General features: G+C 65.9%; 17 protein-coding genes, 1 tRNA gene and 1 pseudogene. 14 read left to right on the top strand and 5 right to left on the bottom strand.

What is annotated here, in order from left to right:
• Window positions 1-206: 206 nt before the first annotated feature.
• The 5 genes and pseudogenes from prpD (at window position 207) to B133_RS0102765 (ending at window position 5,151) form a co-directional block, all read left to right on the top strand.
• The gene (gene prpD, locus B133_RS0102745) at window positions 207-1,712 is read left to right on the top strand and encodes a 2-methylcitrate dehydratase PrpD (RefSeq protein WP_018599184.1); all 1,506 of its coding nucleotides are present in this window, start codon (window positions 207-209) and stop codon (window positions 1,710-1,712) included.
• Window positions 1,709-2,626, top strand: coding sequence for a methylisocitrate lyase (gene prpB, locus B133_RS0102750; RefSeq protein ID WP_018599185.1), 918 nt, complete (start codon window positions 1,709-1,711; stop codon window positions 2,624-2,626). Before prpD ends, prpB begins: the two co-directional genes overlap by 4 nt.
• 3 nt (window positions 2,627-2,629) lie before the next feature.
• Window positions 2,630-2,752, top strand: a pseudogene (locus B133_RS25235) (citrate/2-methylcitrate synthase); the annotation flags it as partial.
• Window positions 2,753-2,807: 55 nt separating this feature from the next.
• Window positions 2,808-4,421: an FAD-dependent monooxygenase gene (locus tag B133_RS0102760; protein WP_018599187.1), complete on the top strand. Its 1,614-nt coding sequence runs from the start codon at window positions 2,808-2,810 to the stop codon at window positions 4,419-4,421.
• Window positions 4,422-4,506: 85 nt separating this feature from the next.
• On the top strand, window positions 4,507-5,151 hold the full coding sequence (locus tag B133_RS0102765; protein WP_026255899.1) for a dihydrofolate reductase family protein: 645 nt from the start codon (window positions 4,507-4,509) through the stop codon (window positions 5,149-5,151).
• Window positions 5,152-5,193: 42 nt separating this feature from the next.
• Here B133_RS0102765 and B133_RS0102770 read toward each other — a convergent pair whose 3' ends face one another.
• The 3 genes from B133_RS0102770 to B133_RS0102780 all read right to left on the bottom strand — a co-directional run bounded on the left by B133_RS0102770 (window position 5,194) and on the right by B133_RS0102780 (window position 6,633).
• Window positions 5,194-6,093: a hypothetical protein gene (locus B133_RS0102770; RefSeq protein ID WP_018599189.1), complete on the bottom strand. Its 900-nt coding sequence runs from the start codon at window positions 6,091-6,093 to the stop codon at window positions 5,194-5,196.
• A gap of 26 nt (window positions 6,094-6,119) precedes the next feature.
• On the bottom strand, window positions 6,120-6,251 hold the full coding sequence (locus B133_RS25130; protein WP_018599190.1) for a hypothetical protein: 132 nt from the start codon (window positions 6,249-6,251) through the stop codon (window positions 6,120-6,122).
• Window positions 6,252-6,560: 309 nt separating this feature from the next.
• Window positions 6,561-6,633, bottom strand: a tRNA-Arg gene (locus tag B133_RS0102780).
• Between the two features lie 134 nt (window positions 6,634-6,767).
• Here B133_RS0102780 and B133_RS0102785 point away from each other — a divergent pair.
• The 9 genes from B133_RS0102785 (at window position 6,768) to B133_RS0102825 (ending at window position 22,824) form a co-directional block, all read left to right on the top strand.
• A complete protein-coding gene (locus B133_RS0102785; RefSeq protein WP_018599191.1) occupies window positions 6,768-8,252 on the top strand; it encodes a wax ester/triacylglycerol synthase family O-acyltransferase in 1,485 nt (494 codons plus the stop codon).
• Window positions 8,249-9,841 (top strand): HAD-IB family hydrolase, encoded by a 1,593-nt coding sequence (locus tag B133_RS0102790; protein ID WP_018599192.1) that lies wholly within the window; start codon window positions 8,249-8,251, stop codon window positions 9,839-9,841. The genes B133_RS0102785 and B133_RS0102790 overlap by 4 nt, the downstream gene beginning before the upstream one ends.
• Window positions 9,838-12,264 (top strand): glycerol-3-phosphate 1-O-acyltransferase, encoded by a 2,427-nt coding sequence (locus B133_RS0102795; protein WP_018599193.1) that lies wholly within the window; start codon window positions 9,838-9,840, stop codon window positions 12,262-12,264. Before B133_RS0102790 ends, B133_RS0102795 begins: the two co-directional genes overlap by 4 nt.
• Before the next feature lie 40 nt (window positions 12,265-12,304).
• Entirely contained in the window at window positions 12,305-14,326 is a 2,022-nt protein-coding gene (locus B133_RS0102800) for a cytochrome c oxidase assembly protein (RefSeq protein WP_026255900.1), read from the top strand.
• A gap of 152 nt (window positions 14,327-14,478) precedes the next feature.
• The gene (locus B133_RS0102805; protein ID WP_026255901.1) at window positions 14,479-14,973 is read left to right on the top strand and encodes a single-stranded DNA-binding protein; all 495 of its coding nucleotides are present in this window, start codon (window positions 14,479-14,481) and stop codon (window positions 14,971-14,973) included.
• Between the two features lie 139 nt (window positions 14,974-15,112).
• Window positions 15,113-16,786: an energy-dependent translational throttle protein EttA gene (gene ettA / locus B133_RS0102810; protein WP_018599196.1), complete on the top strand. Its 1,674-nt coding sequence runs from the start codon at window positions 15,113-15,115 to the stop codon at window positions 16,784-16,786.
• A 178-nt stretch (window positions 16,787-16,964) separates the two neighbouring features.
• Complete coding sequence (locus B133_RS0102815; RefSeq protein ID WP_018599197.1) at window positions 16,965-21,740, top strand: NAD-glutamate dehydrogenase; 4,776 nt, start codon at window positions 16,965-16,967, stop codon at window positions 21,738-21,740.
• Window positions 21,737-22,150 (top strand): thioesterase family protein, encoded by a 414-nt coding sequence (locus B133_RS0102820; RefSeq protein ID WP_018599198.1) that lies wholly within the window; start codon window positions 21,737-21,739, stop codon window positions 22,148-22,150. Before B133_RS0102815 ends, B133_RS0102820 begins: the two co-directional genes overlap by 4 nt.
• Entirely contained in the window at window positions 22,147-22,824 is a 678-nt protein-coding gene (locus B133_RS0102825; RefSeq protein ID WP_018599199.1) for a hypothetical protein, read from the top strand. Before B133_RS0102820 ends, B133_RS0102825 begins: the two co-directional genes overlap by 4 nt.
• A 75-nt stretch (window positions 22,825-22,899) precedes the next feature.
• Here B133_RS0102825 and B133_RS0102830 read toward each other — a convergent pair whose 3' ends face one another.
• Both B133_RS0102830 and B133_RS0102835 read right to left on the bottom strand, forming a co-directional pair.
• Window positions 22,900-24,423, bottom strand: coding sequence for a glycoside hydrolase family 13 protein (locus B133_RS0102830; protein ID WP_018599200.1), 1,524 nt, complete (start codon window positions 24,421-24,423; stop codon window positions 22,900-22,902).
• Window positions 24,423-24,827: a globin gene (locus tag B133_RS0102835; protein WP_018599201.1), complete on the bottom strand. Its 405-nt coding sequence runs from the start codon at window positions 24,825-24,827 to the stop codon at window positions 24,423-24,425. The genes B133_RS0102830 and B133_RS0102835 overlap by 1 nt, the downstream gene beginning before the upstream one ends.
• Window positions 24,828-24,929: the final 102 nt, after the last annotated feature.

A 24,929-nucleotide genomic window follows, 5' to 3' on the forward strand; every position in this document is an offset into this window, starting at 1 on the left:
CGACGCCCATCACCGGCGGACGTAAACCCAAGTGCAGCAGCCTCGCGCGAGCTGATCGATGTCGTCACGCACCAACCCGATCCGTACCACAACCCTTGCCTCTGAACGCAATTGGTCATCGGTGCGGATCTCGCGGAGTCGGAAACCGGCCGGGCATCGGCATCAGGTACTTTTGCCCCTCCTTGGTTCTGGGTACCGTGCGAATTATGCTTGTTCACGACATCCGGACCCGGCGTAGCGCCGACGACTTCCCCCGCAATGAACACCTGGCCTGGAAGATCGCCGAGGTTGCCGCCGACCCGGTCGCCGTGCCGCCCGAGACCGAGGCGATGGTAGTCAACCGCATCATCGACAACGCCGCGGTATCGGCTGCATCGGTCATCCGCCGCCCGGTCACGGTCGCCCGCGTCCAGGCACTCGCCCACAAGACCCGCCAGGGTGCGTCGGTGTTCGGTGTCGACGGCACGGTCTCGGCGGAGTGGGCCGCCTGGGCGAACGGGGTTGCGGTACGCGAACTGGATTTCCATGACACGTTCCTGGCCGCCGACTATTCCCATCCCGGTGACAACATCCCCGCGCTGGTCGCTGTGGCGCAGCAGCTCGGAGTGTGCGGTGCAGACCTGATCCGTGGCATCGCGACGGCCTACGAGGTGCAGGTCGACCTGGTCAAGGGAATCTGCCTGCACGAACACAAGATCGACCACGTTGCCCACCTCGGACCGTCGGTGGCTGCAGGTTTGGGCACCATGCTGCGCCTGGACCCGGAGACGATCTATGCGGCCATCGGTCAGGCTCTGCATCTGACCACCGCCACCCGCCAGTCCCGCAAGGGACTGATCTCCAGCTGGAAGGCCTACGCGCCGGCGTGGGCAGGCAAGGTCGCCATCGAAGCCGTCGACCGGGCGATGCGCGGCGAGGGTTCGCCGGCACCGATCTGGGAGGGCGAGGACGGTGTGATCGCGTGGCTGCTGTCGGGCCCGGACCACATCTACCAGGTGCCGTTGCCCGGCCCGGGCGAACCCAAGCGCGCCATCCTGGACACTTACACCAAGGAGCATTCGGCGGAGTATCAGAGCCAGGCGCCGATCGACCTGGCCCGCAGGATGCGTGAGCGCATCGGTGATCTCGATCAGGTCGCCGGCATCACACTGCATACCAGCCACCACACCCACGTGGTGATCGGGACCGGATCGGGCGATCCGCAGAAGTTCGATCCCGACGCATCCCGGGAGACCCTGGACCACTCGGTGATGTACATCTTCGCCGTCGCGCTGCAGGACGGCATCTGGCACCACGAGCGGTCCTATGCCCCCGAGCGAGCGCATCGGCCAGACACCGTCGAATTGTGGCGCAAGATCAGCACTGTCGAAGATCCGGAGTGGACCCGCCGCTATCACTCCACCGACCCCGCCGAGAGGGCATTCGGGGCCCGGGCCGTGGTGACGCTGAAGAACGGCGACACGATCGTCGACGAGCTCGCCGTCGCCGACGCCCATCCGCTGGGTGCCCGACCGTTCGAACGCGAACAGTACGTGGCGAAGTTCACCGAACTCGCCGACGGAGTCGTGGAAGCCGAAGAGCGGCAACGATTCCTGGACGCTGTCGCCGGCGTCGCCGACATCACGCCGGGCGGGCTGGGGGCGCTGAACGTGCGGGTCGACGCGCGGGTGCTGGACAAGGCTCCGGTGGTCCCCTCGGGGATTTTCCAATGAGCGGCCTGCTGGCATCGGAGAGTTCGGCGGCCGAGAAACGGGAACGTTTCCGTGCGGGATTGGAATCCGGCACATTACAACGCTTCCCGGGCGCATTCTCGCCCCTGGTCGCCAAACTCGTCGCCGAGATCGGCTTTGAGGGCGTGTATGTCTCGGGTGCGGTGCTCTCGGCCGATCTGGGGTTGCCCGACATCGGCTTGACCACCCTGACCGAGGTCACCACGCGCGGGGCCCAGATCGCGGCGGTCACGGATCTGCCCACCCTGATCGACGCCGACACCGGATTCGGTGAGCCGATGAGCGCTGCGCGGACTGTTACGCAGCTCGAAGACGGCGGCCTGGCCGGACTTCACCTGGAGGATCAAGTCAATCCGAAGCGGTGCGGTCACCTCGACGGCAAGGCTGTCGTCGAGACAGCGGAAATGGTCAAGCGGCTGCGTGCGGCCGTCGCCGCTCGGCGCGATCCGAACTTCGTGATCTGTGCGCGCACCGATGCCGCGGGAATCGAGGGGATTTCCGCGGCCATCGATCGGGCCAAGGCCTATGCCGATGCCGGAGCCGATCTGATCTTCACCGAAGCGCTCGGCACACCCGCCGAATTCGAGCAGTTCCGCTCGGCGGTCGACACGCCTCTGCTGGCCAACATGACCGAGTTCGGCAAATCCGATCTGCTCACCGCGCGGCAGCTGGCCGATATCGGCTACAACGTCGTCATCTACCCGGTCACCACGTTGCGCCTGGCGATGCACGCCGTCGAGGCGGGCCTTCGCGAAATCGACACCGCCGGCACGCAGTCCGGGCTGCTGGACCGCATGCAACACCGCAGCAGGCTCTATGAGCTCCTCCGCTACTCCGATTACGGCCAATTCGATTCCGACGTCTACAACTTCGTCGTGCAAGGGGAACGGTCGTGACAACCGATCTTCGTGATGAGCCGGATCACCGGCTGGACCGCCCACATCATCGAGCAGGCGGGCTCCAACGCCCTGATCCGGCCACTGAGCGGGTACAGCGGTCAGCCGCAGCGCGCGCTGTTGTGACGGCGGAAATCTGGTAACCGCCGACACGTCGCTTGTGCGGGCGCATAATCTCCGCGTGACCGACACGGACGTGCTCATCGCTGGTGCCGGGCCGGTCGGTCTGACCGCCGCGATCGAACTGGCCCGAAATGGCATCGGATGTCGAATCGTCGACCCTCTACTGGAACCCCCGCAGTATGCGAAGGCCGTCGGCATTCAGCCCCGCACGCTCGAACTGTTTGAACGGATGGGTGTGTTGCGGCAGGTGCTCGATGCGTCGGTTCAGCTGCGCGGTCAGCTCGCCTACGTCAACGGCGAGCAGGTCGGGCAGCTGGATCTGGCGCTGCCCGACGACGTACCTTTCCACTTCGTCGGGCTGCCGCAGTACGCGGCCGAACGTATCCTGCGCGAGGAGTTGACGGCTCACGGCGTCGCGATTGAGAGCGGTCGGCGACTGACCGGGTTCGCGCAGGACGGTGACGGGGTCACCACGACGCTGACCGACGCCGACGGGACGCAGCAGACTGCCCGGGCGCGGTATCTGATCGGTGCGGACGGCGCACATTCGCTGGTGCGCAAGGTACTCGGCCTGTCGTTCGAGGGCGCGGCGTTCGACGAACAGTACATGCTCGGCGATGTCGAGGTGGACTGGTCGTTGCCGCCCGGTTACACCGTGCGGGCCATGCACCAGACAGCTGGGCAGACCGACGATCTGCTGGTCTGTATTCCGCTGCCGGGTCGCAAGCGTTACCGGATGTCGATGCTCGTGCCCGACGAACTCACCGTGGCGCCGAACGGCGATGTGCAGCACGGGTTTCAGGAGCAGCGCACGCCGGAGTTGGCCCACATCCAGGCGGTGTTGGACCGGCTCGCGCCGGAGCCCACCACGGCGAGGAATCTGCGGTGGTCGTCGGTGTTCCGGATCAGCCACCGCATCGTCGACTCCTACGGCCGCCTCCGGGTGTTCGTGGCAGGCGATGCGGCGCACATCCATCCGCCGACCGGGGCGCAGGGCATGAACACCGGGATCCAGGATGCCCAGAACCTGGCGTGGAAGCTTGCGCTGGCGGTGTCAGGCGTTGCGGCCGAGGGGTTGTTGGACAGTTATGACGCCGAACGTCGTCCGGTGGGGGAGGAGGTGGTGGGCCGCACCGTCCGCCACGCCCGACAGGGCATTGGTGCGGGCACCACCGATCCCGAGCAGGTCATGCGTCGTGAGGCGCAGTTGCTGATCGACTACGGCGGCAGCCCGATCATCAGCCCCGGCGACGACACCTCCGCGCCGCGACCCGGTACTCGGGCTCCGGATGCCCGCGGCCTGACCCGCGACGAGGTCGTACCGGCCCAACGACTGTTCACCCTGCTGGCCGGGTGCCGGCACACGTTGCTCTGTTACGTCGGCCGGCGGTGCGACGACGATGTCATCGCGGCGATCGAGCAGGTGGTCGCCGCCGCGGTAGCAGCCTGCCACGGACTCGTCGACACGTATCTGATCGCGCACCCGGATGCTGCGGCGGATACCACGATCCTCCCGCTGATCCGGGACAGCGCAGAAGATTTCGCACGAGCCTACGCGGCGGCAGACCCGACGGTATACGTCGTCCGGCCGGACGGGTACGTGGGTTACGTGTCGCGCGGGCGGGTCGATGCCGCTGCCCTGGTCGCCCATCTCAAACTCACCTTCCGGTGAGCTACTCCGTGAGCGGTTCGCGATGAGTTCTCGGGCCATCGCCGGTCACATTGGCATCAACTACGGACCGATCGGGAGTGAACACGTGGCCCAACTGCTCAAAGTCCAGAATTTCAATGTCTCCAGCGACGGCTTCGGCGCCGGCGAGAATCAGAGCCGCGAGCGGCCGTTCGGCCACGCCGACCCCGCGGATATGTTCTCCTGGGCCGGTGCCACGGCCAGTTGGCCTAATCGCACCGACCCGGGTGGCAGTCGTGGTCTGGACGACTACCTCACCCGCGACTTTGCCAACAACATCGGCGCAGAAATCATGGGCCGCAACAAGTTCAGCCCGTATCGCGGGCCGTGGGAGGATCATGAATGGCAGGGCTGGTGGGGCGAAGAGCCGCCCTTCCACACACCGGTTTTCGTCATGACCCACTACCGGCGGCCGTCATTCACCCTCTCCGACACCACGTTCCACTTCGTCAACGCCGCCCCGGCTACCGTCCTGGACCAGGCACGTGAGGCCGCACAGGGCAAGGATGTCCGGCTCGGTGGCGGTGCGACCACCATCCGACAGTTCCTCGATGCCGACCTTGTCGACACGCTGCACGTGGCGGTGTCTCCGATCGAGTTGGGTGGCGGATCCCGCCTGTGGCGGTCACCGGAGGAGTTGGACGATCGGTTCCACCACGATGTTGTGCCGAGCCCCAGTGGCGTGACCCACCACTTGTTCTGGCGCACATGACGTGAAGGGGATGGCGATCGACGGCGGGTGGGGGTGTTGGCGCTACGCGTCTTCCGCCAGCTCCGGATCGAGGTCGGCTTCTGCCGCGATGACAGTGTCGGGTGGAGCGGCGCGCTCCCACAGAACCGCGCCTACACATGCTGTCAAGACCCATCCGATGCCACTCACCCCGCACCAAGTCATCAAAGCCATCGCCACACCAATCGGGCCGAAGCCTTCCCAACCGCGGAGCAAAGGCGGGAACGCGATCCGGGCCGCCAGCGGGAGAGCGACCCCGTTGATGACCACACCGGCGAGTCCGGCCAACATGAGGTATCTCAGGCCTCGGCCGCCATCGCGCACGAGAAGCACCGGTGTGAGCGACCAGAAAATCCACACCGGCACCAGGGCGACCAGGAACAGCAGTGGTCGGAATGAACCAGGGTGGTTATGGTCGAGTGCTATCAGTTCACGAGTGGCGAGCATGATCAGGTACAGCACAAACCACGTGACACCGCGCAGCAGCCGCTGACCCAGCCCGAACTGTTCACGACGCCAGGCCTTGGCGAAGATTCCGGCGATGGTGATCGACATGGGAATTCCCCACACGAGGAATCCGGCGACTCCGATGAACGTCCAGCTCGACCGGAATGCCGAAGAGTCGCCGAATGCAGCGCGCACCCGGTCGGTCAGTGGGCTGACGAGACCGACTTCCCGACTGAAAAGCATGCCGGGACTGGCGTTCTCGGCGAAGCCCGAGAAATAGTCGAATCCGATGATGACCAACGGAATGACCGTGGTGAACAGCTGGACGGAGACGAGTGTGCCCAGCGTGCCGCCGTCGATCTCGCTGAACCGGGACGCCACGGCCGCAGGCAGTCCCTTGCTGCGGAGATCGGCGAGCTGCCGGTAGCGTTGCGCGAGCCGACGGCTGACCTCGTCTCGCTTGTCGCGTGTGCTCATAGATTAGGGCGAATTCTTGCGCACGATCACACCAGCCAAGCGTTCCAGGTCGCGGTGTGGACGATCAGGATGTCGACCGAGGCCAGTCCGACGTCGCCGACGACCGGATCGGCCTTGACCCGGGCACGTGCCCTCCGCAGGATCTCGCATCTGCTCATGATGTCTCCGAGCTGTCGGTTTGCGTGAATAAGTCAGGACACTAACCTCTGTAAGGCCGGTGCACATCGGTCTTCGGGCAAGGCGAGTTGGGCTCGCGTCTGCGGCCTGTGCGCCGTCGTCTCGCCGGCGCAGCCCGACTCGCCCGGGGGCGAGGCGCTCGGATCTCTGCCGTGCTGAAAGCGGCTGGGCCGGTGATCTTTTCGGTGCTGCCCACCCGATGTCCCGCCGCGGGTCGCGGCTGGGACAATTCAGCGAATCGGCACGCTGTGAGTGCCCTGGCAGCTGGTTTCAGCTGCGAAGGCAGGCTGCGCCCCCGGCAGGGATCGAACCTGCGACCAACCGCTTAGAAGGCGGCTGCTCTATCCGCTGAGCTACGGAGGCAACGAGGCTGAAGTGTATCTTCCCTGCCCGGGTGGACTGCCAATCGTGACACCCGGCAAAGCTGGCCCGCGGCCATCAGCGGCGGACTAGCGTGGACGCTGCACTTGGCAGCCGGGGAGGAAGAGGATCGCGTTATGAGTAACGTGCCGGAGTTGGATGCGGCCGGATTGCCCGAGGAACTGAGTGCCGTCGACCAGCTCCTGCACCGCGGCGAGGCAAATCCTCGCACCCGGTCGGGGATCATGGGGGTCGAGATTCTCGACACCACCCCGGACTGGGAGCGGTTCCGCACGCGTTTCGAGAACGCGTCGCGCAAGGTACTGCGGTTACGGCAGAAAGTGGTCATGCCGTCGTTGCCCACGGTGGCGCCACGCTGGGTGGTGGATCCCGATTTCAACCTGGACTACCACGTGCGGCGACTGCGGGTGCCGGCGCCGGGAACGTTGCGTGAGCTCTTCGACATCGCCGAGGTTGCGATGCAGTCGCCGCTGGACATCTCCCGGCCGTTGTGGAGCGCGACGCTCGTGGAAGGTCTGGAAGGCGGCCGCGCCGCGACCATCTTGCACCTGAGCCACGCGGTGACCGACGGTGTCGGCAGCATCGAGATGTTCGCGAGCATCTATGACCTGGAACGCGATCCCGAACCCAGTCCTGCACCGCCGCTGCCGATCCCACAGGATCTGTCGCCCAATGACCTGATGCGCCAAGGGGTCAACCGGCTTCCCGGCACCATTGCCGGCGGCGTGCTCGGTGCGCTGGGTGCGGGGGTGCGCGTCGCGACCCGGGCGGTGCGTGACCCGGTTTCAGCGATCAGTGGCGTCGTGGATTACGCCATGTCGGGTGCGCGGGTGATGGGCCCGGCCGCCGACCCGTCGCCCCTGCTGCGGCGGCGTAGCCTGTCGTCGCGCACCGAAGCGATCGACATCAAGTTCAGCGATCTGCACCGGGCATCCAAGGCCGCCGGCTGCTCCATCAACGACGCCTACCTGGCCGGACTGTGCGGCGCGCTGCGGCTCTATCACGAGACGATGGGCATTCCGATCCAGAACCTGCCGATGGCGGTGCCGGTCAATCTGCGCTCCGAGGATGACCCGGCCGGCGGCAACCGGTTCGCCGGGGTCAACATTGCCGCGCCCGTCGGCATCGTCGATCCGGAGCACCGCATGAAGGCGGTGCGGGCGCAGATGACGAGCAAACGTGAAGAGCGTGCCATCGACATGGTCGGTGCCATCGCGCCGGTGCTCAGCTTCCTGCCGGATACCTTCCTGGAATCAGTGGCCGGGAACGTGGTGCACTCCGACGTCCAGGCCAGCAACGTGGCGATGTATCCGGGCGAGACGTTCATCGTAGGTGCGAAGATCGTGCGGCACTACGGCATTGGACCGCTCCCCGGGGTGGCGATCATGGCCGTGCTGATTTCCCGGGGAGGTCATGTCACCGTCACGACCCGGTACGACCGAGCCTCGATCACCAACGAACCGCTGTTCGCGCAATGCTTGCTTGACGGCTTCAACGAGATCCTCGGGCTAGGGGGCGACGGCCGCGCCGCCCCGGCCACGTTCACTGCCGAGGCGCCTGCTTCGGCCGAGGCCGCGTCGAATGGGAGCGGAGCACAGTGACGTCACCAGGAGGATCAGAAAAGTCGAAGCAGCGGTTGCCGGGCTCGCTGGCCGAAATCGAGGCAAGCCCCGAAGGCGCCGAGGTCGGGGCATTCTTCGATCTCGACGGCACTCTGGTGGCCGGGTTCACCGGGGTGCTGATGACCCAGGATCGGCTGCGGCGTGGACAGATGGGTGTCGGCGAGTTCATTGGGATGATGCAGGCGGGACTGAACCATCAGCTCGGTCGGTCCGAATTCGAGGATCTGATCGGCAAGGGTGCCCGCATGCTGCGCGGGAATTCGATGAGCGATCTCGACGAGCTGGGGGAGCGGTTGTTCCTCCAGCACGTGCGTGACCGGATCTACCCCGAGATGCGGGCCATGGTGCGCGCCCACATGGATCGCGGCCACACAGTCGTGCTCAGCTCGTCGGCGTTGACGGTTCAGGTGGATCCCGTTGCGCGGTTCCTCGGTATCGACAATGTGCTGTGCAACAAGTTCGAAACCGACGATGACAGCCTGATCACCGGTGAGGTGCAGGCGCCGGTCATCTGGGGGCCCGGCAAAGCTCATGCGGTGCAGGAGTTCTCGGCCGAAAACGGTGTCGACCTGGCGAAGAGCTACTTCTACGCCGACGGTGACGAGGACGTCGCACTGATGTACCTTGTGGGCAATCCACGTCCCACCAACCCGGCGGGCAAGCTGGCCGCGGTCGCCGCCAAACGTGGCTGGCCGATCCTGCGGTTCAGTAGCCGCAGCGGCAGCAGCCCGGTGTCGCAGCTGCGAACGGCCGCCGGCTACGCCTCGATGATGCCCTTGGCCGCGGGCGCCATCGGCTGGGGTCTGCTCAACCGCAACAAACGTAGCGGGGTCAACCTGTTCACGTCGTTGATGGGCCGAGTGCTGTTGGGCGTCACGGGCGTCAGCCTCGACGTGCTGGGAAAGGAGAACCTGACGGCCGAGCGGCCCGCGGTCTTCATCTTCAACCACCGCAACCAGGCCGACCCGGTGATCGCCGGAACGTTGGTCAGCGACAACTTCACCGGCGTGGGCAAGAAGGAACTCGCCAACGATCCGTTGGTGGGCACTCTCGGCAAGGTCATGGACACCGCGTTCATCGACCGGGACAACCCGGAGAAGGCGGTCGAGAGTCTGCACAAGATCGAAGAGCTTGCCCGCAAAGGCCTTTCGGTACTCATTGCACCGGAGGGCACCCGGCTGGACACCACCGAGGTAGGTCCGTTCAAGAAGGGCGCATTCCGTATCGCCATGGCCGCAGGCGTCCCCGTCGTGCCGATCGTCATCCGTAACGCGGAGGTGATCGCGGCCCGCGACTCCAGCACGTTCAATCCTGGGACGGTGGACGTCGCAGTGTATCCGCCCATCCCGGTGGACGACTGGACCCTCGAGGAACTGCCCGAACGGATCGCCGAGGTGCGCCAGATCTACCTCGACACGCTCAAGTCGTGGCCCGACGACGAACTCCCGACCTTCCCGATCTACAGCCGGCCCAGATCACCCAAGCCGAAAATCCGCAGTGTGCCCAACAAAACTGATGCGGCAGGGACGAATTCAGGCGCCGGCCGGACCGTGAAGGGTCGGCCGTGACGGCCCCCGTGGACTATTTCGCGAGCTTCAGCACCACCGATGATGCCCTGGTGCTGGCGTCGGTGTCCTCGCCGGCGGAACTGGAACTGCTCAACGACTGGCTGCGGACACATCGGCGCGACCATCCCGATTCCAAGATCGACGTGCTGCAGCTCCCCGCCACCGACGAACCCGCACCCGGCGTGCTGGCCAGCCTGGTCAAGGAGCTGGAGACCGACGAGGACCGGCTGGTGGTGCCGGTGCGGGTGTTCTGGGTACCGGCCGGACTGCCCACCCGACTCAAGGTGGTGGGGCTCATCTCCGGCCGGGACACCTACCGGCCACCGGAGATCCTGCAGCGGCGGATCCTGCGCAAAGACCCATCCCGCGCGCGGGTGGTGGCCGGTGAGCCGGCCAAGGTCTCCGAGCTACGGCGCCAGTGGAGTGAGCAGACGACCGCCGAAAGTCCAAGGGAATTCGCGCGTTTCGTGTTGCGGCGGGCCGCGCTGGCGATCGAGCGGGTGGAGCTGCGGCTGCTGGGGCCGGAGTACAAGTCCCCGCGCCTGATCAAGCCGGAGATACTGGCCTCGGCGCGATTCCAGGAGGGGCTGGAGCAAATCCCCGGCGCCACCGTCGAAAAGGCCGGCGAGATGCTCGACGAGCTGTCTACCGGGTGGAGCCGGTTTTCGGTTGACTTGATTCCAGCGCTGGGCCGGCTGTTCAGTCGTGGATTCGACCCGCGCATCGACTATGACCGCGAGCAGGTCGAGAAGATGCGGCGCAACCTGGAAACCCATCCGGCCGTGCTGCTGTTCTCCCATCGGTCCTACATCGACGGCGGCATCGTGCCGTTGGCCATGCAGGAGAACCGGCTGCCCCCGGTGCACACCTTCGCCGGCATCAACTTGTCCTTCGGGATCATGGGTCCGCTGATGCGCCACTCGGGGGTCATCTTCCTGCGCCGCAAGCTCGACGATCCGCTCTACAAATACGTGCTTCGTCAATTTGTCGGCTATATCGTCGAAAAGCGGTTCAACCTCAGCTGGGCCATCGAAGGCACCCGCTCACGCACCGGAAAGATGTTGCCGCCCAAGCTCGGTCTCCTCGCGTACGTCGCCGACGCCTATCTGGATGGCCGCGCCGACGACATCCTGCTGCAGCCGGTGTCGATCAGTTTCGACCAGCTCCACGAGACCGCCGAATACGCCGCATATGCCCGTGGCGGGGAAAAGCGGCCCGAGAGCTTCAGCTGGCTGTACAACTTCATCAAGGCTCAGGGCGAACGTAATTACGGCAAGATCTATGTGCGGTTCCCCGAAGCGGTTTCGATGCGCCAGTACCTCGGCGAGCCGCACGGGCCGATGGTGGAGGACGAAGCCGCCAAGCGGCTGGCCATGCAGAAGATGGCCTTCGAGGTCGCCTGGCGGATCCTGCGCGTCACGCCGGTCAACGCGACCGGGCTGGTCTCGGCACTGCTGCTCACCACGAAGGGCATCGCGCTGACGCTCGATCAGCTGCACCACACCCTGCAGGATTCGTTGGACTACCTGGAGCGTAAGAACACCCCGATCACCAACAGCGCGTTGCGGCTGCGGACGCTCGAGGGGGTGCGGTCGGCCGTGGACGCGCTGTCCAACGGACACCCGGTGACACGCGTCGACGGCGGTCGCGAGCCGGTGTGGCGGATCGCTCCCGAGAACGAATTGGAAGCGGCGTTCTACCGTAACTCCCTGATCCATGCGTTCCTCGAGACGTCGATCGTCGAGCTCGCCCTGGCTCATGCCGCGCACACCGCAGACGATCCGCTGCAGGCGTTCTGGGATCAGGCCATGCGGCTGCGGGATTTGCTCAAGTTCGACTTCTACTTCGCCGATTCGGCGGCGTTCCGCGAGAACATCGCCGAGGAGATGTCCTGGCATACCCGCACGCGAGGAGGACAAGAGGGGCCCCGCACGCGAGGAGGACAAGAGGGGCCCCGCACGCGAGGAGGACAAGAAGAATCAAGCTGGGAAACGCACGTCTCGGCCGGCGGTGAGGAGATCTTCCAACTGCTGCGGGCCAAGCGGCCACTGATCGCAGGTGCCATGCTGCGACCGTTCTTCGAGGCCGACCAGATCGTGGCGGACGTGCTGAGGGACGCGCCCGCCGAGATTTCCGAGAAGGACCTGACCACGCGGGCGCTCGGGCTCGGCACTCAGCAAGTCGCCCAGGGGCGCGTGCAGAGCAACGAGGCGGTGTCGACATTGTTGTTCGCCACGGCACGCCAAGTCGCCGCCGACCAGAACCTGCTGACGCCTGCTGCGGACCTCGCGGCGCGCCGTGAAGCTTTCCTGCGTGAGATCCGCGGCATCGTGGCCGACATGACCCAGGTCGAACAGATCGCGCGGGACCGCTTCTTCGTCGAGGAGCGGCTGCGGCACCGGCAGAGCAGCGAGTCGGCCTAGCCCACGAAGTGTGCGTCGGGGCACGCCATACGCTGGGAACATGACTTCACCGGACGTGCCGGCCGCCGCAGGCATGCGCACCAGCGCTGTGTGGCCTGTGCTCGTCGGTGTCGGGCTGCTGGCCGGGACCATTGCCGCCGGTATCGGTGCGCTCGCGCTGGTCGACGCCCTCACCGCGACCGGTCTGCCCAACCCCGGCCCGATCACCACCTACGGTCTGCCGTTCGTGCGTGCGGCCGGTGAGATCGCCGCGGTGGTCGCGGTCGGCGCGTTCCTGTTCGCGGCGTTCCTGGTGCCGCCGCAGGCCAACGGCGTGCTCGATGTGTCCGGCTACCGGGCCGTGCGGCTGGGGTCGGCGGCCTCGGCGGTATGGACGTTGTGCGCCGCGTTGCTCGTTCCGTTGACCGTGTCCGACGTGTCCGGGCAACCGCTGCTCGACCACCTCAGCCCTGCCGACGTGTGGTCGGTGGCCAGCCTGATCGATACGGCCGGGGCCTGGCGGTGGACGGCGGTTCTCGCCGCTGTGGTGACGGTCGGGAGCCTGCCTGTGCTGCGCTGGGGCTGGACCCCGGCGCTGCTGGCCGGATCGATGCTGACGCTGGTGCCGCTGGCGCTGACCGGTCACTCATCTGCGGGCGGAGCCCACGATCTGGCCACCAACAGTCTGTTCATCCATCTCATGGCCGCTGCGCTGTGGGCGGGTGGCCTGCTGGCGCTGTTGGTGCATGCGCTGCGCGGGCAGCTCGGGGGGAACACCGCACTGGCAGCCCGACGGTTCTCGGCGCTGGCGCTGTGGTGTTACGTCGCAATGGCGTTCAGCGGCGTGATCAACGCGCTGGTGCGCATCGAACCGGCCGATCTCGTGCGCACGCCCTACGGCCTGCTGGTCGTCGCCAAGATGGTGGCCCTCGGATTGCTCGGAGTGCTCGGCTGGGCGCAGCGTCGCAACGGGGTGGCCGCGCTGCAGGCCGACCCGGACGCCCGGCGGCCCCTGATTCGGCTGGCCCTCGGTGAGGCCGCGCTGTTCGGGGCGACCTTCGGGATCGCCGTCGGGTTGGGCCGCACCCCACCGCCACCGGACACCAAGGTGCCCAGCGCCACCGAGGTGGCCATCGGATACAACTTGGCCGGACCACCGACGGTCACCCGCGTGCTGTTCGACTGGCGCTTCGATCTGATCTTCGGCACCGCCGCGATCATCATGGCGGTCGTGTACCTGCTGGCGGTGCGCCGGCTGCGCATCCGCGGCGACGCCTGGCCGATGGGCCGGACGGTGGCGTGGCTGCTCGGCTGCGCGGTGCTGCTGTTCACCACGTCGTCGGGTCTCGGCAGGTACATGCCTGCGATGTTCAGCATGCACATGATCGCCCACATGCTGCTGTCGATGCTGGTGCCGGTCCTGTTGGTCCTCGGTGGACCGGTCACCTTGGCGTTGCGGGCGCTGCCCGCCGCGGGCCGCGGGGCTCCGCCGGGTCCGCGCGAATGGTTGCTTGCCGCTCTACATTCGCCGGTGTCGAAGTTCCTCACCCAGCCGGTGGTGGCAACCGTGTTGTTCGTGGCCGGGTTCTACGGCCTCTACTTCGGTGGCATCTTCGACGCGGCCGTGAGCAATCACGCCGCGCATCTGCTGATGAACGCCCACTTCCTGTTGTCGGGCTATTTGTTCTACTGGGTGGTGATCGGCGTAGATCCGACCCCGCGGCCAATTCCGCATCTGGCCAAGGTCGGGATGGTGTTCGCCTCGCTGCCGCTGCACGCGTTCTTCGGCGTGGTGATGATGGGCATGGAGATCGTGCTGGGTGGGGCCTTTTACCGGTCGTTGCAGCTGCCCTGGCATATCGATCTGCTCGGCGATCAGCACCTTGGCGGTGGAATCGCTTGGGCGGCAGGGGAAGTCCCGCTTGTCATCGTGATGCTCGCGCTGTTGATCCAGTGGCGGCGCAGTGATCAGCGCACCGCCAAACGCCTCGACCGCGCCGCCGACCGCGACGATGGTGCCGAGCTGGCCGCGTACAACGCGATGCTCGCGGAGATGGCCCGCCGCGACAAGCCATCGGCCTGAGAACTTATCCCCAACCTGGATTTCATCCACAGCCTTCCCTTGCCAGCGGCTGCCGTGCGCCGTCGGTGTCGGTGCCGCGGCGGTCAATGGCGGTGTCAGGCATCGCGGCCTTCCGGTCCGGTGCCCACATCACCAGCGAAAGGGAATCAGCAATGTTCGAGACACCGTTCACCGTGGTCGGCAACATCGTCACCAATCCGGTCCGGCTCCGGTTCGGAGACCAGGAGCTGTTCAAGTTCCGGGTCGCGAGCAACTCCCGCCGGCGGAGCGCCAGTGGAACCTGGGAGCCCGGAAACTCGTTGTACGTGACGGTCAACTGTTGGGGAAACCTGGCCCGCGGGGTCAGCGCCTCGCTCGGCCGGGGTGACGCCGTGGTTGTCGTCGGGCACCTCTATACCAGTGAGTACGAGGACAAAGACGGTGTGCGGCGGTCATCGGTCGAGGTCCGGGCAACCGCCGTCGGGCCTGACCTGTCACGGTGCATCGCCAAGGTCGAGTTGCTGCCGAAGCCGGGCGGTACCGCTGCCCTACCCGGCGCGGACCAGTCGGCGACGTTGGATGACGAGCGTTCCGAGACCGACGACGACGAAGGCGATGACCCGGGGGTAGCGGTGCTGGATCCCGGGGTGTTGCCACTGTCGGCTTGACGTCACTCGGGCACGCCTAGGATGGGCCGCGAGTGACAGGACTTGGGCTTCCCCGCGCGGGCCTCGTCAGGTGCTTGTGCTTCCTCGCGCAAGCGCTCGTCAGAAAAGACTGGACAGCTTCAGAAAGGCACATCACGGCATGGCCGAATTCATCTACACGATGCGGAAGGTCCGCAAGGCGCACGGCGACAAGGTCATCCTCGACGACGTCACGCTGAACTTCCTTCCGGGCGCGAAGATCGGCGTTGTCGGCCCCAACGGGGCCGGCAAGTCGAGCGTGTTGCGGATCATGGCCGGGCTCGACCAGGCGAACAACGGCGACGCGATGTTGGCCCCGGGGGCCACCGTCGGCATTTTGATGCAGGAGCCGGTGCTCGACGAAACCAAGACCGTGCGCGAGAACGTCGAAGACGGCGTGGCGATCAAGGCCAAGCTCAACCGGTACAACGAGGTGGCCGAGCTGATGGCCACCGATTACACCGACGAGCTCATGGAAGAGATGGGCCATCTGCAGGAGGAGTTGGACGCCGCGGACGCCTGGGACATCGACTCCCAACTCGAGCAGGCCATGGACGCCTTGCGCTGCCCGCCGCCCGACGAGCCGGTGACCCACCTGTCCGGCGGCGAGCGTCGCCGCGTCGCTCTGTGCAAGCTACTGCTGTCCAAGCCGGATCTGCTGCTGCTTGATGAGCCCACCAACCACCTCGACGCCGAGAGCGTGCTGTGGTTGGAGCAGCACTTGGCCGCGTACAAGGGCGCGATCCTGGCAGTCACCCACGACCGGTACTTCCTGGACAATGTCGCCGAGTGGATCCTCGAACTCGACCGGGGCCGCGCTTACCCGTACGAGGGCAACTACTCGACTTACCTGGAGAAGAAGGCCGAGCGGCTCGAGGTTCAAGGCAAGAAGGACCAGAAGCTGCAGAAGCGGCTCAAGGATGAACTGGCCTGGGTCCGCTCGGGCGCCAAGGCGCGGCAGGCCAAGAACAAGGCGCGTCTCGGCCGGTACGAGGAGATGGTTGCCGAAGCCGAGAAGTCGCGGAAGCTCGACTTTGAGGAGATCCAGATCCCGACGCCACCGCGGCTGGGCAATGTGGTGGTGGAGGTCGAGCACCTGGATAAGGGCTTCGACGGCCGACAGCTGATCAAGGATCTGTCGTTCAGCCTGCCGCGGAACGGCATCGTCGGCGTCATCGGGCCCAACGGCGTCGGCAAGACCACACTGTTCAAGACGATCGTCGGTCTGGAAGAACCAGATAGCGGCACCGTCAGGGTCGGCGACACGGTCAAGCTGTCCTACGTCGACCAGAGCCGTGCGGGTATCGACCCGAAGAAGACGGTGTGGGAAGTCGTCTCCGACAAACTCGACTACATCGAGGTCGGGCAGAACGAGATTCCGTCGCGGGCTTATGTGTCGGCGTTCGGCTTCAAGGGGCCCGATCAGCAAAAGCCGGCCGGTGTGCTCTCGGGTGGAGAACGCAACCGGCTGAATCTCGCGCTGACCCTCAAGGAGGGTGGCAACCTTATCCTGCTCGACGAACCGACCAACGACCTCGATGTGGAAACTCTGTCGTCGCTGGAGAATGCGCTGGAGAACTTCCCCGGCTGCGCGGTGGTCATCTCGCACGACAGGTGGTTCCTCGACCGCACCTGCACCCACATCCTCGCGTGGGAAGGCGACGACGACAACGACGCCCAATGGTTCTGGTTCGAGGGCAACTTCGGTGCCTACGAGGAGAACAAGATCGAGCGCTTGGGCGCCGAGGCGGCGCGCCCGCACCGGGTGACGCACCGACGCCTCACCCGCGACTGACCGCCACGCACAAGACTTGGCGGGCATCAGGCCCAGCGGGTCGGGCTACGACTAAGGTCGCTCCTACGCACCAGCGCCGGTGCGTGGGCGTGAGTCAGGAGTGTTCGGTATGACGGCACCACAATCCCAGGGGCAACACGAAAGCGGTGTCTCAGGAGGTCTGGAGCCAACGCCCGACATGATGCAACGGCTTGCCGCTGTGTTCCTGTCCACCTATCGGGGACCGCAGGTCGACGCACCAGGCGCAATCACGACCGGGCCGATCGCTGCGACGTCGCCCGAACAGCCCGTCTCGGCTGACGCCGTGGCGGCCCAGTACCGGTTGGGTGCCCGGCGCACCGCCGGCGAGACCAATGTCGCGGTGTACCCCGGTGACGCCGAGACCGGACCCGCACTGCAGATCGTCACCGATCAGGCGCCGATGCTGATCGATTCGGTGACAGTGCTGCTGCACCGGCTCGGCGTCGCCTACAGCGCCATGATGAACCCGGTGTTCCGGGTCCGCCGCGACGCCGACGGGAAGCTGTTGGATATCCGGCCGGTGGCTGACGCGGCGCCAGGAGAAGGCATCGACGAGTGCTGGATTCTCGTCCCAGTGGCCGGCGCGGCCGACGGCGGCGCCCTCACCGAGGCCACTCGGCTGATACCCGGCATCCTTGCCGACGCGCGCCAGATCGGATTGGACACCGGGGCGATGGTCGCAGCCCTGCACGGACTGGCCAACGACCTGGCCACCGACGTCGAGGGGCATTTCCCCAGCGCCGACCGCAAAGACGTGGCGGCACTGCTGCGCTGGCTGGCCGACGGGCACTTCGTGCTACTGGGTTACCAGCAGTGCGCGGTCGGCGACGGACAGGCTGTGGTCGATTCGGCGAGTCGGCTCGGCATGCTGCGGCTGCGCCTCGATGTGCTGCCGCCGCTGACCAGTCCCGACGATCTGCTGGTGCTGGCCCAGGCGACGATCCCGAGCTACCTACGCTACGGCGCCTACCCATATCTCGTCGCGGTCCGTGAAAACGGTGGTCCCTCCGGTGCGATCGAGCACCGCTTCGTCGGTCTGTTCACCATCGCGGCGATGAACGCCAATGTGCTGGAGATCCCGCTGATCTCGCGACGCGCGGAGGAAGCGCTGGCGATGGCTCAGCGCGACCCGAGCCACCCGGGGCAGCTGCTCCGCGACATCATCCAGACCATTCCGCGGCCGGAGCTGTTCGCGCTCAGTTCCAAAGAGCTGCTCGAAATGGCCATGGCCGTGGTGGATCTGGGCTCGCGGCGGCGGACCCTGCTGTTCCTGCGTGCCGATCAGCTCGCGCATTTCGTGTCGTGCCTGGTGTATCTGCCGCGTGATCGTTACACCACCGCGGTGCGCCTGGAGATGCAGAACATCCTGGTTCGCGAACTCGGCGGGGTGAGCATCGACTACTCCGCGCGGGTCAGTGAATCCCCATGGGCAGTAGTGCATTTCACGGTACGGTTGCCTGACGGCAACCGCGCGCACGCAGTGGACACCTCGATCGAGAACGAGGCCAGGATCCAGAACCTGCTGACCGAGGCCACCCGCAACTGGGGCGACCGGCTGATCGGGGCAGCCAAGGGCCTTAACCCGGCCGCTGTCGAGCACTACGCCACCGCCTTCCCGCAGGACTACAAGCAGGCGGTCGCACCGGCCGATGCCACCGGTGACATCGCGATCATCGAACAGCTGCAAGGCAATTCGGTCAAGCTGGTGTTCACCGAGAGCGCTGACCGCATTGCGCAGCTCACCTGGTATCTCGGTGGGCATTCGGCATCGCTGAGCGAGCTGCTGCCGATGCTGCAGTCCATGGGCGTTGTGGTGCTCGAGGAACGGCCATACACCGTCACCCGACCGGACGGCTTGCCGGTCTGGATCTACCAGTTCAAGGTCTCGCGGCAGCGCAACATGCCCGATGCGCACGACGCCGCCGCCCAGGCTGCCACTGCGCAGCGGTTCGCCGATGCCGTGACCGCGATCTGGCAGGGGCAAGCCGAGATTGACAGATTCAACGAGCTTGTGCTGCGCGCCGGGCTGACCTGGCAGCAGGTGGTGATCCTGCGGGCGTACGCGAAATACCTGCGTCAGGCCGGATTCCCGTACAGCCAGAACCACATCGAGTCGGTGCTCAACGACAATCCGCATACCGCGCGCTCGCTGGTCGAGCTGTTTGAAGCGCTGTTCGACCCGGCGGTCGACACGGTGCCCGCACGCGACGCGCAAAGCGCGGCCGCGGCGGTGGCAGAGGATATCGATGCTCTGGTCAGCCTCGATACCGACCGGGTGCTGCGGGCGTTCGCGAGCCTGATACAGGCCACCCTGCGAACCAATTACTTTGTGCGAAGCCCGGATTCGGCACGTCAGCGTGGTGTGCTGGCGATGAAGCTGAACCCCGGGATGATCGACGAATTACCGCTGCCTCGGCCGAAGTTCGAGATCTTCGTGTACTCGCCACGGGTTGAGGGTGTGCATCTACGGTTCGGGTTCGTCGCCCGCGGGGGGCTGCGCTGGTCGGATCGCCGGGAGGACTTCCGGACCGAGGTTCTTGGCTTGGTCAAGGCGCAGGCGGTCAAGAATGCCGTCATCGTCCCGGTCGGCGCCAAGGGTGGGTTCGTCGTCAAGCATCCGCCGGAACCCACCGGTGACGCCGCGGTCGACCGCGATGCGACCCGCGCCGAAGGCGTTGCCTGTTACCAGCTCTTCATCTCCGGTCTGCTCGACGTGACCGACAATGTGGACAAGGCGACCGGGGCCGTCGTGACTCCGCCGGACGTGGTGCGCCGCGACGGCGAGGATGCCTACCTGGTGGTGGCGGCGGACAAGGGCACTGCGACGTTCTCCGACATCGCCAACGAGGTCGCCAAGTCCTACGGATTCTGGCTGGGTGACGCGTTCGCATCGGGCGGATCCGTCGGCTATGACCACAAGGCGATGGGCATCACCGCCAAGGGAGCCTGGGAATCGGTCAAACGCCACTTCCGGGAGATGGGAGTCGACACCCAGACCCAGGACTTCACCGTCGTCGGTATCGGCGACATGAGCGGCGACGTGTTCGGCAACGGAATGCTGCTCTCCAAACACATTCGGTTGATCGCCGCATTCGACCACCGGCACATCTTCCTCGACCCCAATCCGGATGCCGCGGCATCGTGGGTGGAGCGCAGCCGGATGTTCGAGCTGCCGCGGTCCAGCTGGGAGGACTACAACAAGTCGCTCATCAGCGAGGGCGGCGGCGTGTATAGCCGTGAGCAGAAATCGATCCCGATCAGTGCCGAGGTCCGTACTGCGCTGGGCATCGAGGGCGACGTCGATGAGCTGACTCCACCGGCGCTGATGAAGGCCATCCTCAAGGCACCGGTGGATTTGCTCTGGAACGGTGGTATCGGCACCTACGTCAAGGCCGAGAGTGAGGCCGACGCCGACGTCGGTGACCGGGCCAACGATCAGATCAGGGTCTGCGGAAATCAGGTGCGGGCCAAGGTGATCGGGGAGGGTGGCAACCTCGGTGTGACGTCGTTGGGCCGCATCGAGTTCGATCTGGCGGGCGGCCGGATCAACACCGACGCGCTGGACAACTCCGCCGGTGTCGACTGCTCCGACCACGAGGTCAACATCAAGATCCTCATCGACTCGTTGGTCACTGCGGGCAGGATCGAGCCCGGTCAACGCACGGATCTGCTGTTGTCGATGACCGATGAGGTCGGCGAGTTGGTGCTCACCGACAACCGCGACCAGAACGACCTGATGGGCACCAGCCGGGCCAACGCCGCGAGCATGATGTCGGTGCATGCCCGCATGATCAGGGACTTCGTCGCCGACCGCGGACTCAATCGCGAGTTGGAGGCGCTGCCGTCGGAGAAGGAGATCCTGCGTCGCACCGAAGCCGGACTCGGCCTCACCTCACCGGAATTGGCCACGTTGATGGCGCATGTGAAGCTGGCACTCAAAGAGGATGTCCTCGCCGGCGATCTGCCCGATCAGGAGGTGTTCGCCTCTCGCCTGCCGTACTACTTCCCGGCCAGGTTGCGCGACGAGTTCCATAACGAGATCCGGTCGCACCAGCTGCGCCGGGAGATCATCACCACCATGCTGGTCAACGATCTTGTCGACACCAGCGGCATCAGCTATGCCTACCGCATCACCGAGGACCTGGGTGTCGGTCCGGTGGACGCTGCCCGCAGCTATGTGGCCACGAGTGCGATCTTCCGGATCGGCGATGCGTGGCGGCAGATTCGTGCGGCAGGTGAGCAGGGCGTGTCGGTTGCGATCACCGATCGGATGACGCTGGATCTGCGCCGGCTGGTCGACCGGGCGGGCAGATGGCTGCTCAACTACCGGCCGCAGCCGCTGGCCGTGGGCGCCGAGATCAACCGGTTCGCCGACAAGGTTGCGAAGCTGACCCCGCGGATGGGTGAGTGGCTGCGGGGCGCCGACAAGGCAATCGTCAGCCAGGAGGCCGGCGAGTACGTGTCGAATGGTGTCTCGGCGGAGTTGGCCTACACGGTGGCCACCGGTCTGTATCAGTACAGCCTGCTCGATGTGATCGACATCGCCGACATCATCGAGCGGGATCCGGTCGAGGTCGCCGACACCTACTTCGCGTTGATGGCTCACCTGGGAGCCGACGGACTGCTCACCGCGGTGTCGATGCTGGGGCGTGATGACCGGTGGCATTCGTTGGCGCGGTTGGCTATTCGCGATGACATCTACGGATCGCTGCGGGCCTTGTGCTTCGATGTCATGGCGGTTGGCGAGCCGCATGAGAATGGTGAGCAGAAGATCGCCGAATGGGAGTTGACCAACAGTTCCCGGGTTACCCGCGCCCGCCGGACGTTGGCCGAGATCTATCAGGGTGAACTCCAGGACCTGGCGACGCTGTCGGTAGCGGCACGTCAAATCCGTAGCATGACGCGGACGAGTGGGACGGGGGCCACCGGGTGAGCGCAGGGTTCACGACGCCGGTGCACGTGCGCTGGTCGGACATCGACATGTACCAGCACATCAATCACGCCACCATGGTGACGATCCTCGAAGAGGCCCGGATCCCGTTCCTGCGCGAGCCGTTCGGTGCCCAGATCACCACGATCGGTTTGCTGATTGCCGAGGTGAACATCGTCTACAAGGCACAGTTGCGGTTGGTGGATTCGCCGCTGCAGGTGACGATGTGGTCCAAGCGGGTGCGTGCGGTGGATTTCACCATCGGCTACGAGGTGCGGCCGGTCAACGCCGATCCAGACTGCAGGCCGTCGGTGACCGCCGAGACGCAACTGGCTGCCGTTCACATCGAAGAGCAACGACTGCAACGGCTTTCGGACGAGCAACGGGCTTATCTGGAGCACTATCTGCGATGATCGGCGCGGAGCGCGGCTTGTGGGTCGACGACCCGCACCAGCGGGAGAACCTCGCGACCTTCATCGACCGGGCGCTGCGGCTCGACGATGCGGCGGTGGTGCGGTTGCGGTCCCGCGGGCGTGACGACGGGGAAACCGATACCGGACAGGTCGTGGCTTGGGTCACAACGGGATTCGACGTCCTGGCCTGCCGGGTGTTCTACGGGCGGGTACGTCCGAGCGACCTTTCCGCGGGGGCCGACGCGCTGAGTACCGGCCTGTCGGCGTCGCACGCCGGCTACGTCGACACCGGTCTGCCGATGGACTCGGCGTGGCGTGGCGGGCTGCCACCCGAGGCCGGGTTCGTCCATGTCGACGACGTCCCGGCGCGGGTGATGCTCGATTTGGCGCAGCAGGGAACCGCACTGGCTCGTGAACACAGTGGTGCGCACGGTCCGCCGCCGTCGCTGCTGGATCAAGATGTCCTGGTCGTCAGCGCAGGCGAGTTGACCGTCGGCATCCCGATGCGGTGTGTATTCGCCTTGACGGCAATGGGTTTCCTGCCGTCGTCGGGCGAGATGCTGAGCGCCGAGGAGATCGTACGGGTGCGGGCGCACGCCGCGTGGTTGCGCATCGATGCCCGGTTCGGCTCGGTGTACCGGCGGCGTGGAGCCCCAGCGCTCGTTCTCGGCTGACTTCCTCTCGCGAGCAGACGTGCGGGTACTGAAAACGCGGCGCGTCGCGGACTTTCGTGTCTGTTCGCGGTGGAACTAGACCAGCCAGACGGCGGTGTCTGGCGGCAGCGCACCGTCGACGAGCGGTCCGCTGGCCAACAACACCTCACCGGCCGGTAGCGGTAGGGGAGTGGCGCCGACGTTGAGTGCACAAATCAGCCCGCCGGGGCGCCGGAACGTCAGCATGTCAAGCCAGTCGATTCGATTGCCGCTGAATTCACTTCGGCTGCCCCGCAACTGAATTGCCTGCCGGTAGAACGCCAACGTGGAATTTGGGTCGTCTTCCTGGTGGGCGACCGTCAACGCGGCCCAGTCGGCAGGGATCGGTAACCACGTGTCGGGATTGGAAGAGAAGCCGAACGGTGGCCCGGTGCCCGACCACGGCATCGGCACGCGGCAGCCGTCGCGTCCGCGTTCGGTATGCCCGGAGCGTTCCCACACCGGGTCCTGCAGCACAGTATCGGGCAGCTCGACGTTGGGTAGGCCGAGTTCCTCGCCGTTGTAGACGAACGCCGCGCCCGGCAGGGCCAGCATCACCAGGGCCATCGCCCGGGCCCGGGCCACTCCGCAGGCGCCACCGCCGTAGCGGGTGACTTCGCGCTCGACATCGTGGTTGGACAGCGTCCAGGTCGGGGTCGCTCCAGCCAGCGCAGCGGCGGCCAGAGCATTGTCGATCGCGTCGCGGATCTCGTCGGCGTCGTAATCCGCTTGCACGAGGCGGAAATTGAAGCCCAGGTGCAGTTCGTCGGGCCGTAGGTACTTTGCGAACCGCTCATTGTCATGCACCCACACCTCCCCGACGGCCACTGCATCGGGATAGTCGTCGAACACGGTGCGGATGAACCGGTGAATGCCGTGGACACCTTCGTTGTCGAACCGGGGATCGTTGTCTCTGTTGCGCAGCAGTGCGGTGTCGGTGACTGTCATATCGGGTAGGCCCGGCGTTTTAGCCATCCCGTGTGCCACGTCGATGCGGAACCCGTCGACCCCGCGGTCCAGCCAGAACCGCAGCGTCTTCTCCAGATCGTCGAACACCTCGGGGTTGTCCCAGTTGAGATCGGGCTGTGCGGGATCGAACAGGTGCAGATACCACTGGCCATCGGTTATCCGCGTCCACGCCGGACCGCCGAACACCGAGATCCAGTTGTTCGGTGGCGTCGCACCACCGGGGCCGGTGCCGTCGCGGAAGATGTAGCGGTCGCGTCGGGCGGGATTGGCCAGCGCCTCAACGAACCACGGATGTGCAGAACTGGTGTGGTTGGGCACCAGATCCATGGTGATCCGCATACCACGTGCGTGGGCCGCATCCAGCAGCCGGTCGAGCGCGTCGATCCCACCGAACAGTGGATCCACGTCGCGGGGGTCGGCGACGTCGTAGCCATGGTCGGCCATCGGCGAGAGCATCACCGGGTTGAGCCACAGCGCGTTGACACCGAGCGTCGTCAGATAGTCGAGCCCCGCGGTCACCCCGTCCAGATCGCCGACGCCGTCACCGCCGCTGTCCCGGAACGAACGCGGGTAAACCTGGTAGAAGACCGCGCTTTCCCACCACGGCGCCATCAGAATGCCGAGTTGACCATCGCGTCGGCGGCCATGTTCAGATATTCCAGCAACGCCTTGCGATGGTTGTCGTCCAACGTCGCAGCGTCGATCGAGGCCACTGCGGTGTGCATGCACCGCAGCCAGGCGTCGCGTTCGAGCAAGCCGATCCGAAACCGTGCATGCCGCATCCGCAGGCGCGGGTGGCCGCGCAGGTCGGAATATGTGCTCGGGCCGCCCCAGTACTGCTCGAGGAACATCCGCAGTCGTTCCTCGGCGCCGTCGATGTCGTCCTCGGGGTACAGCGGCAGCAGGATCTCGTCCTCACGCACCAGCTGATAGAACCGCGACACGATGGTGTGGAAAGTGTCGTGGCCGCCGACCTCGTCGTAGAAGGTTCGTTGCGCCTGCGTCACGCCCTCCATTGTGCAGATCCTCCGCCACGAATCTGTCGGCGACCCGTTGAAAACCGACTGCGTTTAGCCCGCCTAACAGTGTCGTCATGTGCTGTTCACCAATTCGACCAG

This window comes from Mycobacterium sp. 155 (genome assembly GCF_000373905.1).
In the GTDB taxonomy this organism is placed as follows: Bacteria; Actinomycetota; Actinomycetes; order Mycobacteriales; family Mycobacteriaceae; genus Mycobacterium.

Coding starts and splice junctions, on each gene's coding strand:
- prpD (WP_018599184.1), top strand. CDS start 207: ATGCTTGTTCACGACATCCGGACCCGGCGTAGCGCCGACGACTTCCCC.
- prpB (WP_018599185.1), top strand. CDS start 1,709: ATGAGCGGCCTGCTGGCATCGGAGAGTTCGGCGGCCGAGAAACGGGAA.
- B133_RS0102770 (WP_018599189.1), bottom strand. CDS start 6,093: ATGAGCACACGCGACAAGCGAGACGAGGTCAGCCGTCGGCTCGCGCAA.
- B133_RS25130 (WP_018599190.1), bottom strand. CDS start 6,251: ATGAGCAGATGCGAGATCCTGCGGAGGGCACGTGCCCGGGTCAAGGCC.
- B133_RS0102785 (WP_018599191.1), top strand. CDS start 6,768: ATGAGTAACGTGCCGGAGTTGGATGCGGCCGGATTGCCCGAGGAACTG.
- B133_RS0102800 (WP_026255900.1), top strand. CDS start 12,305: ATGACTTCACCGGACGTGCCGGCCGCCGCAGGCATGCGCACCAGCGCT.
- B133_RS0102805 (WP_026255901.1), top strand. CDS start 14,479: ATGTTCGAGACACCGTTCACCGTGGTCGGCAACATCGTCACCAATCCG.
- ettA (WP_018599196.1), top strand. CDS start 15,113: ATGGCCGAATTCATCTACACGATGCGGAAGGTCCGCAAGGCGCACGGC.
- B133_RS0102815 (WP_018599197.1), top strand. CDS start 16,965: ATGATGCAACGGCTTGCCGCTGTGTTCCTGTCCACCTATCGGGGACCG.
- B133_RS0102825 (WP_018599199.1), top strand. CDS start 22,147: ATGATCGGCGCGGAGCGCGGCTTGTGGGTCGACGACCCGCACCAGCGG.
- B133_RS0102830 (WP_018599200.1), bottom strand. CDS start 24,423: ATGGCGCCGTGGTGGGAAAGCGCGGTCTTCTACCAGGTTTACCCGCGT.
- B133_RS0102835 (WP_018599201.1), bottom strand. CDS start 24,827: ATGGAGGGCGTGACGCAGGCGCAACGAACCTTCTACGACGAGGTCGGC.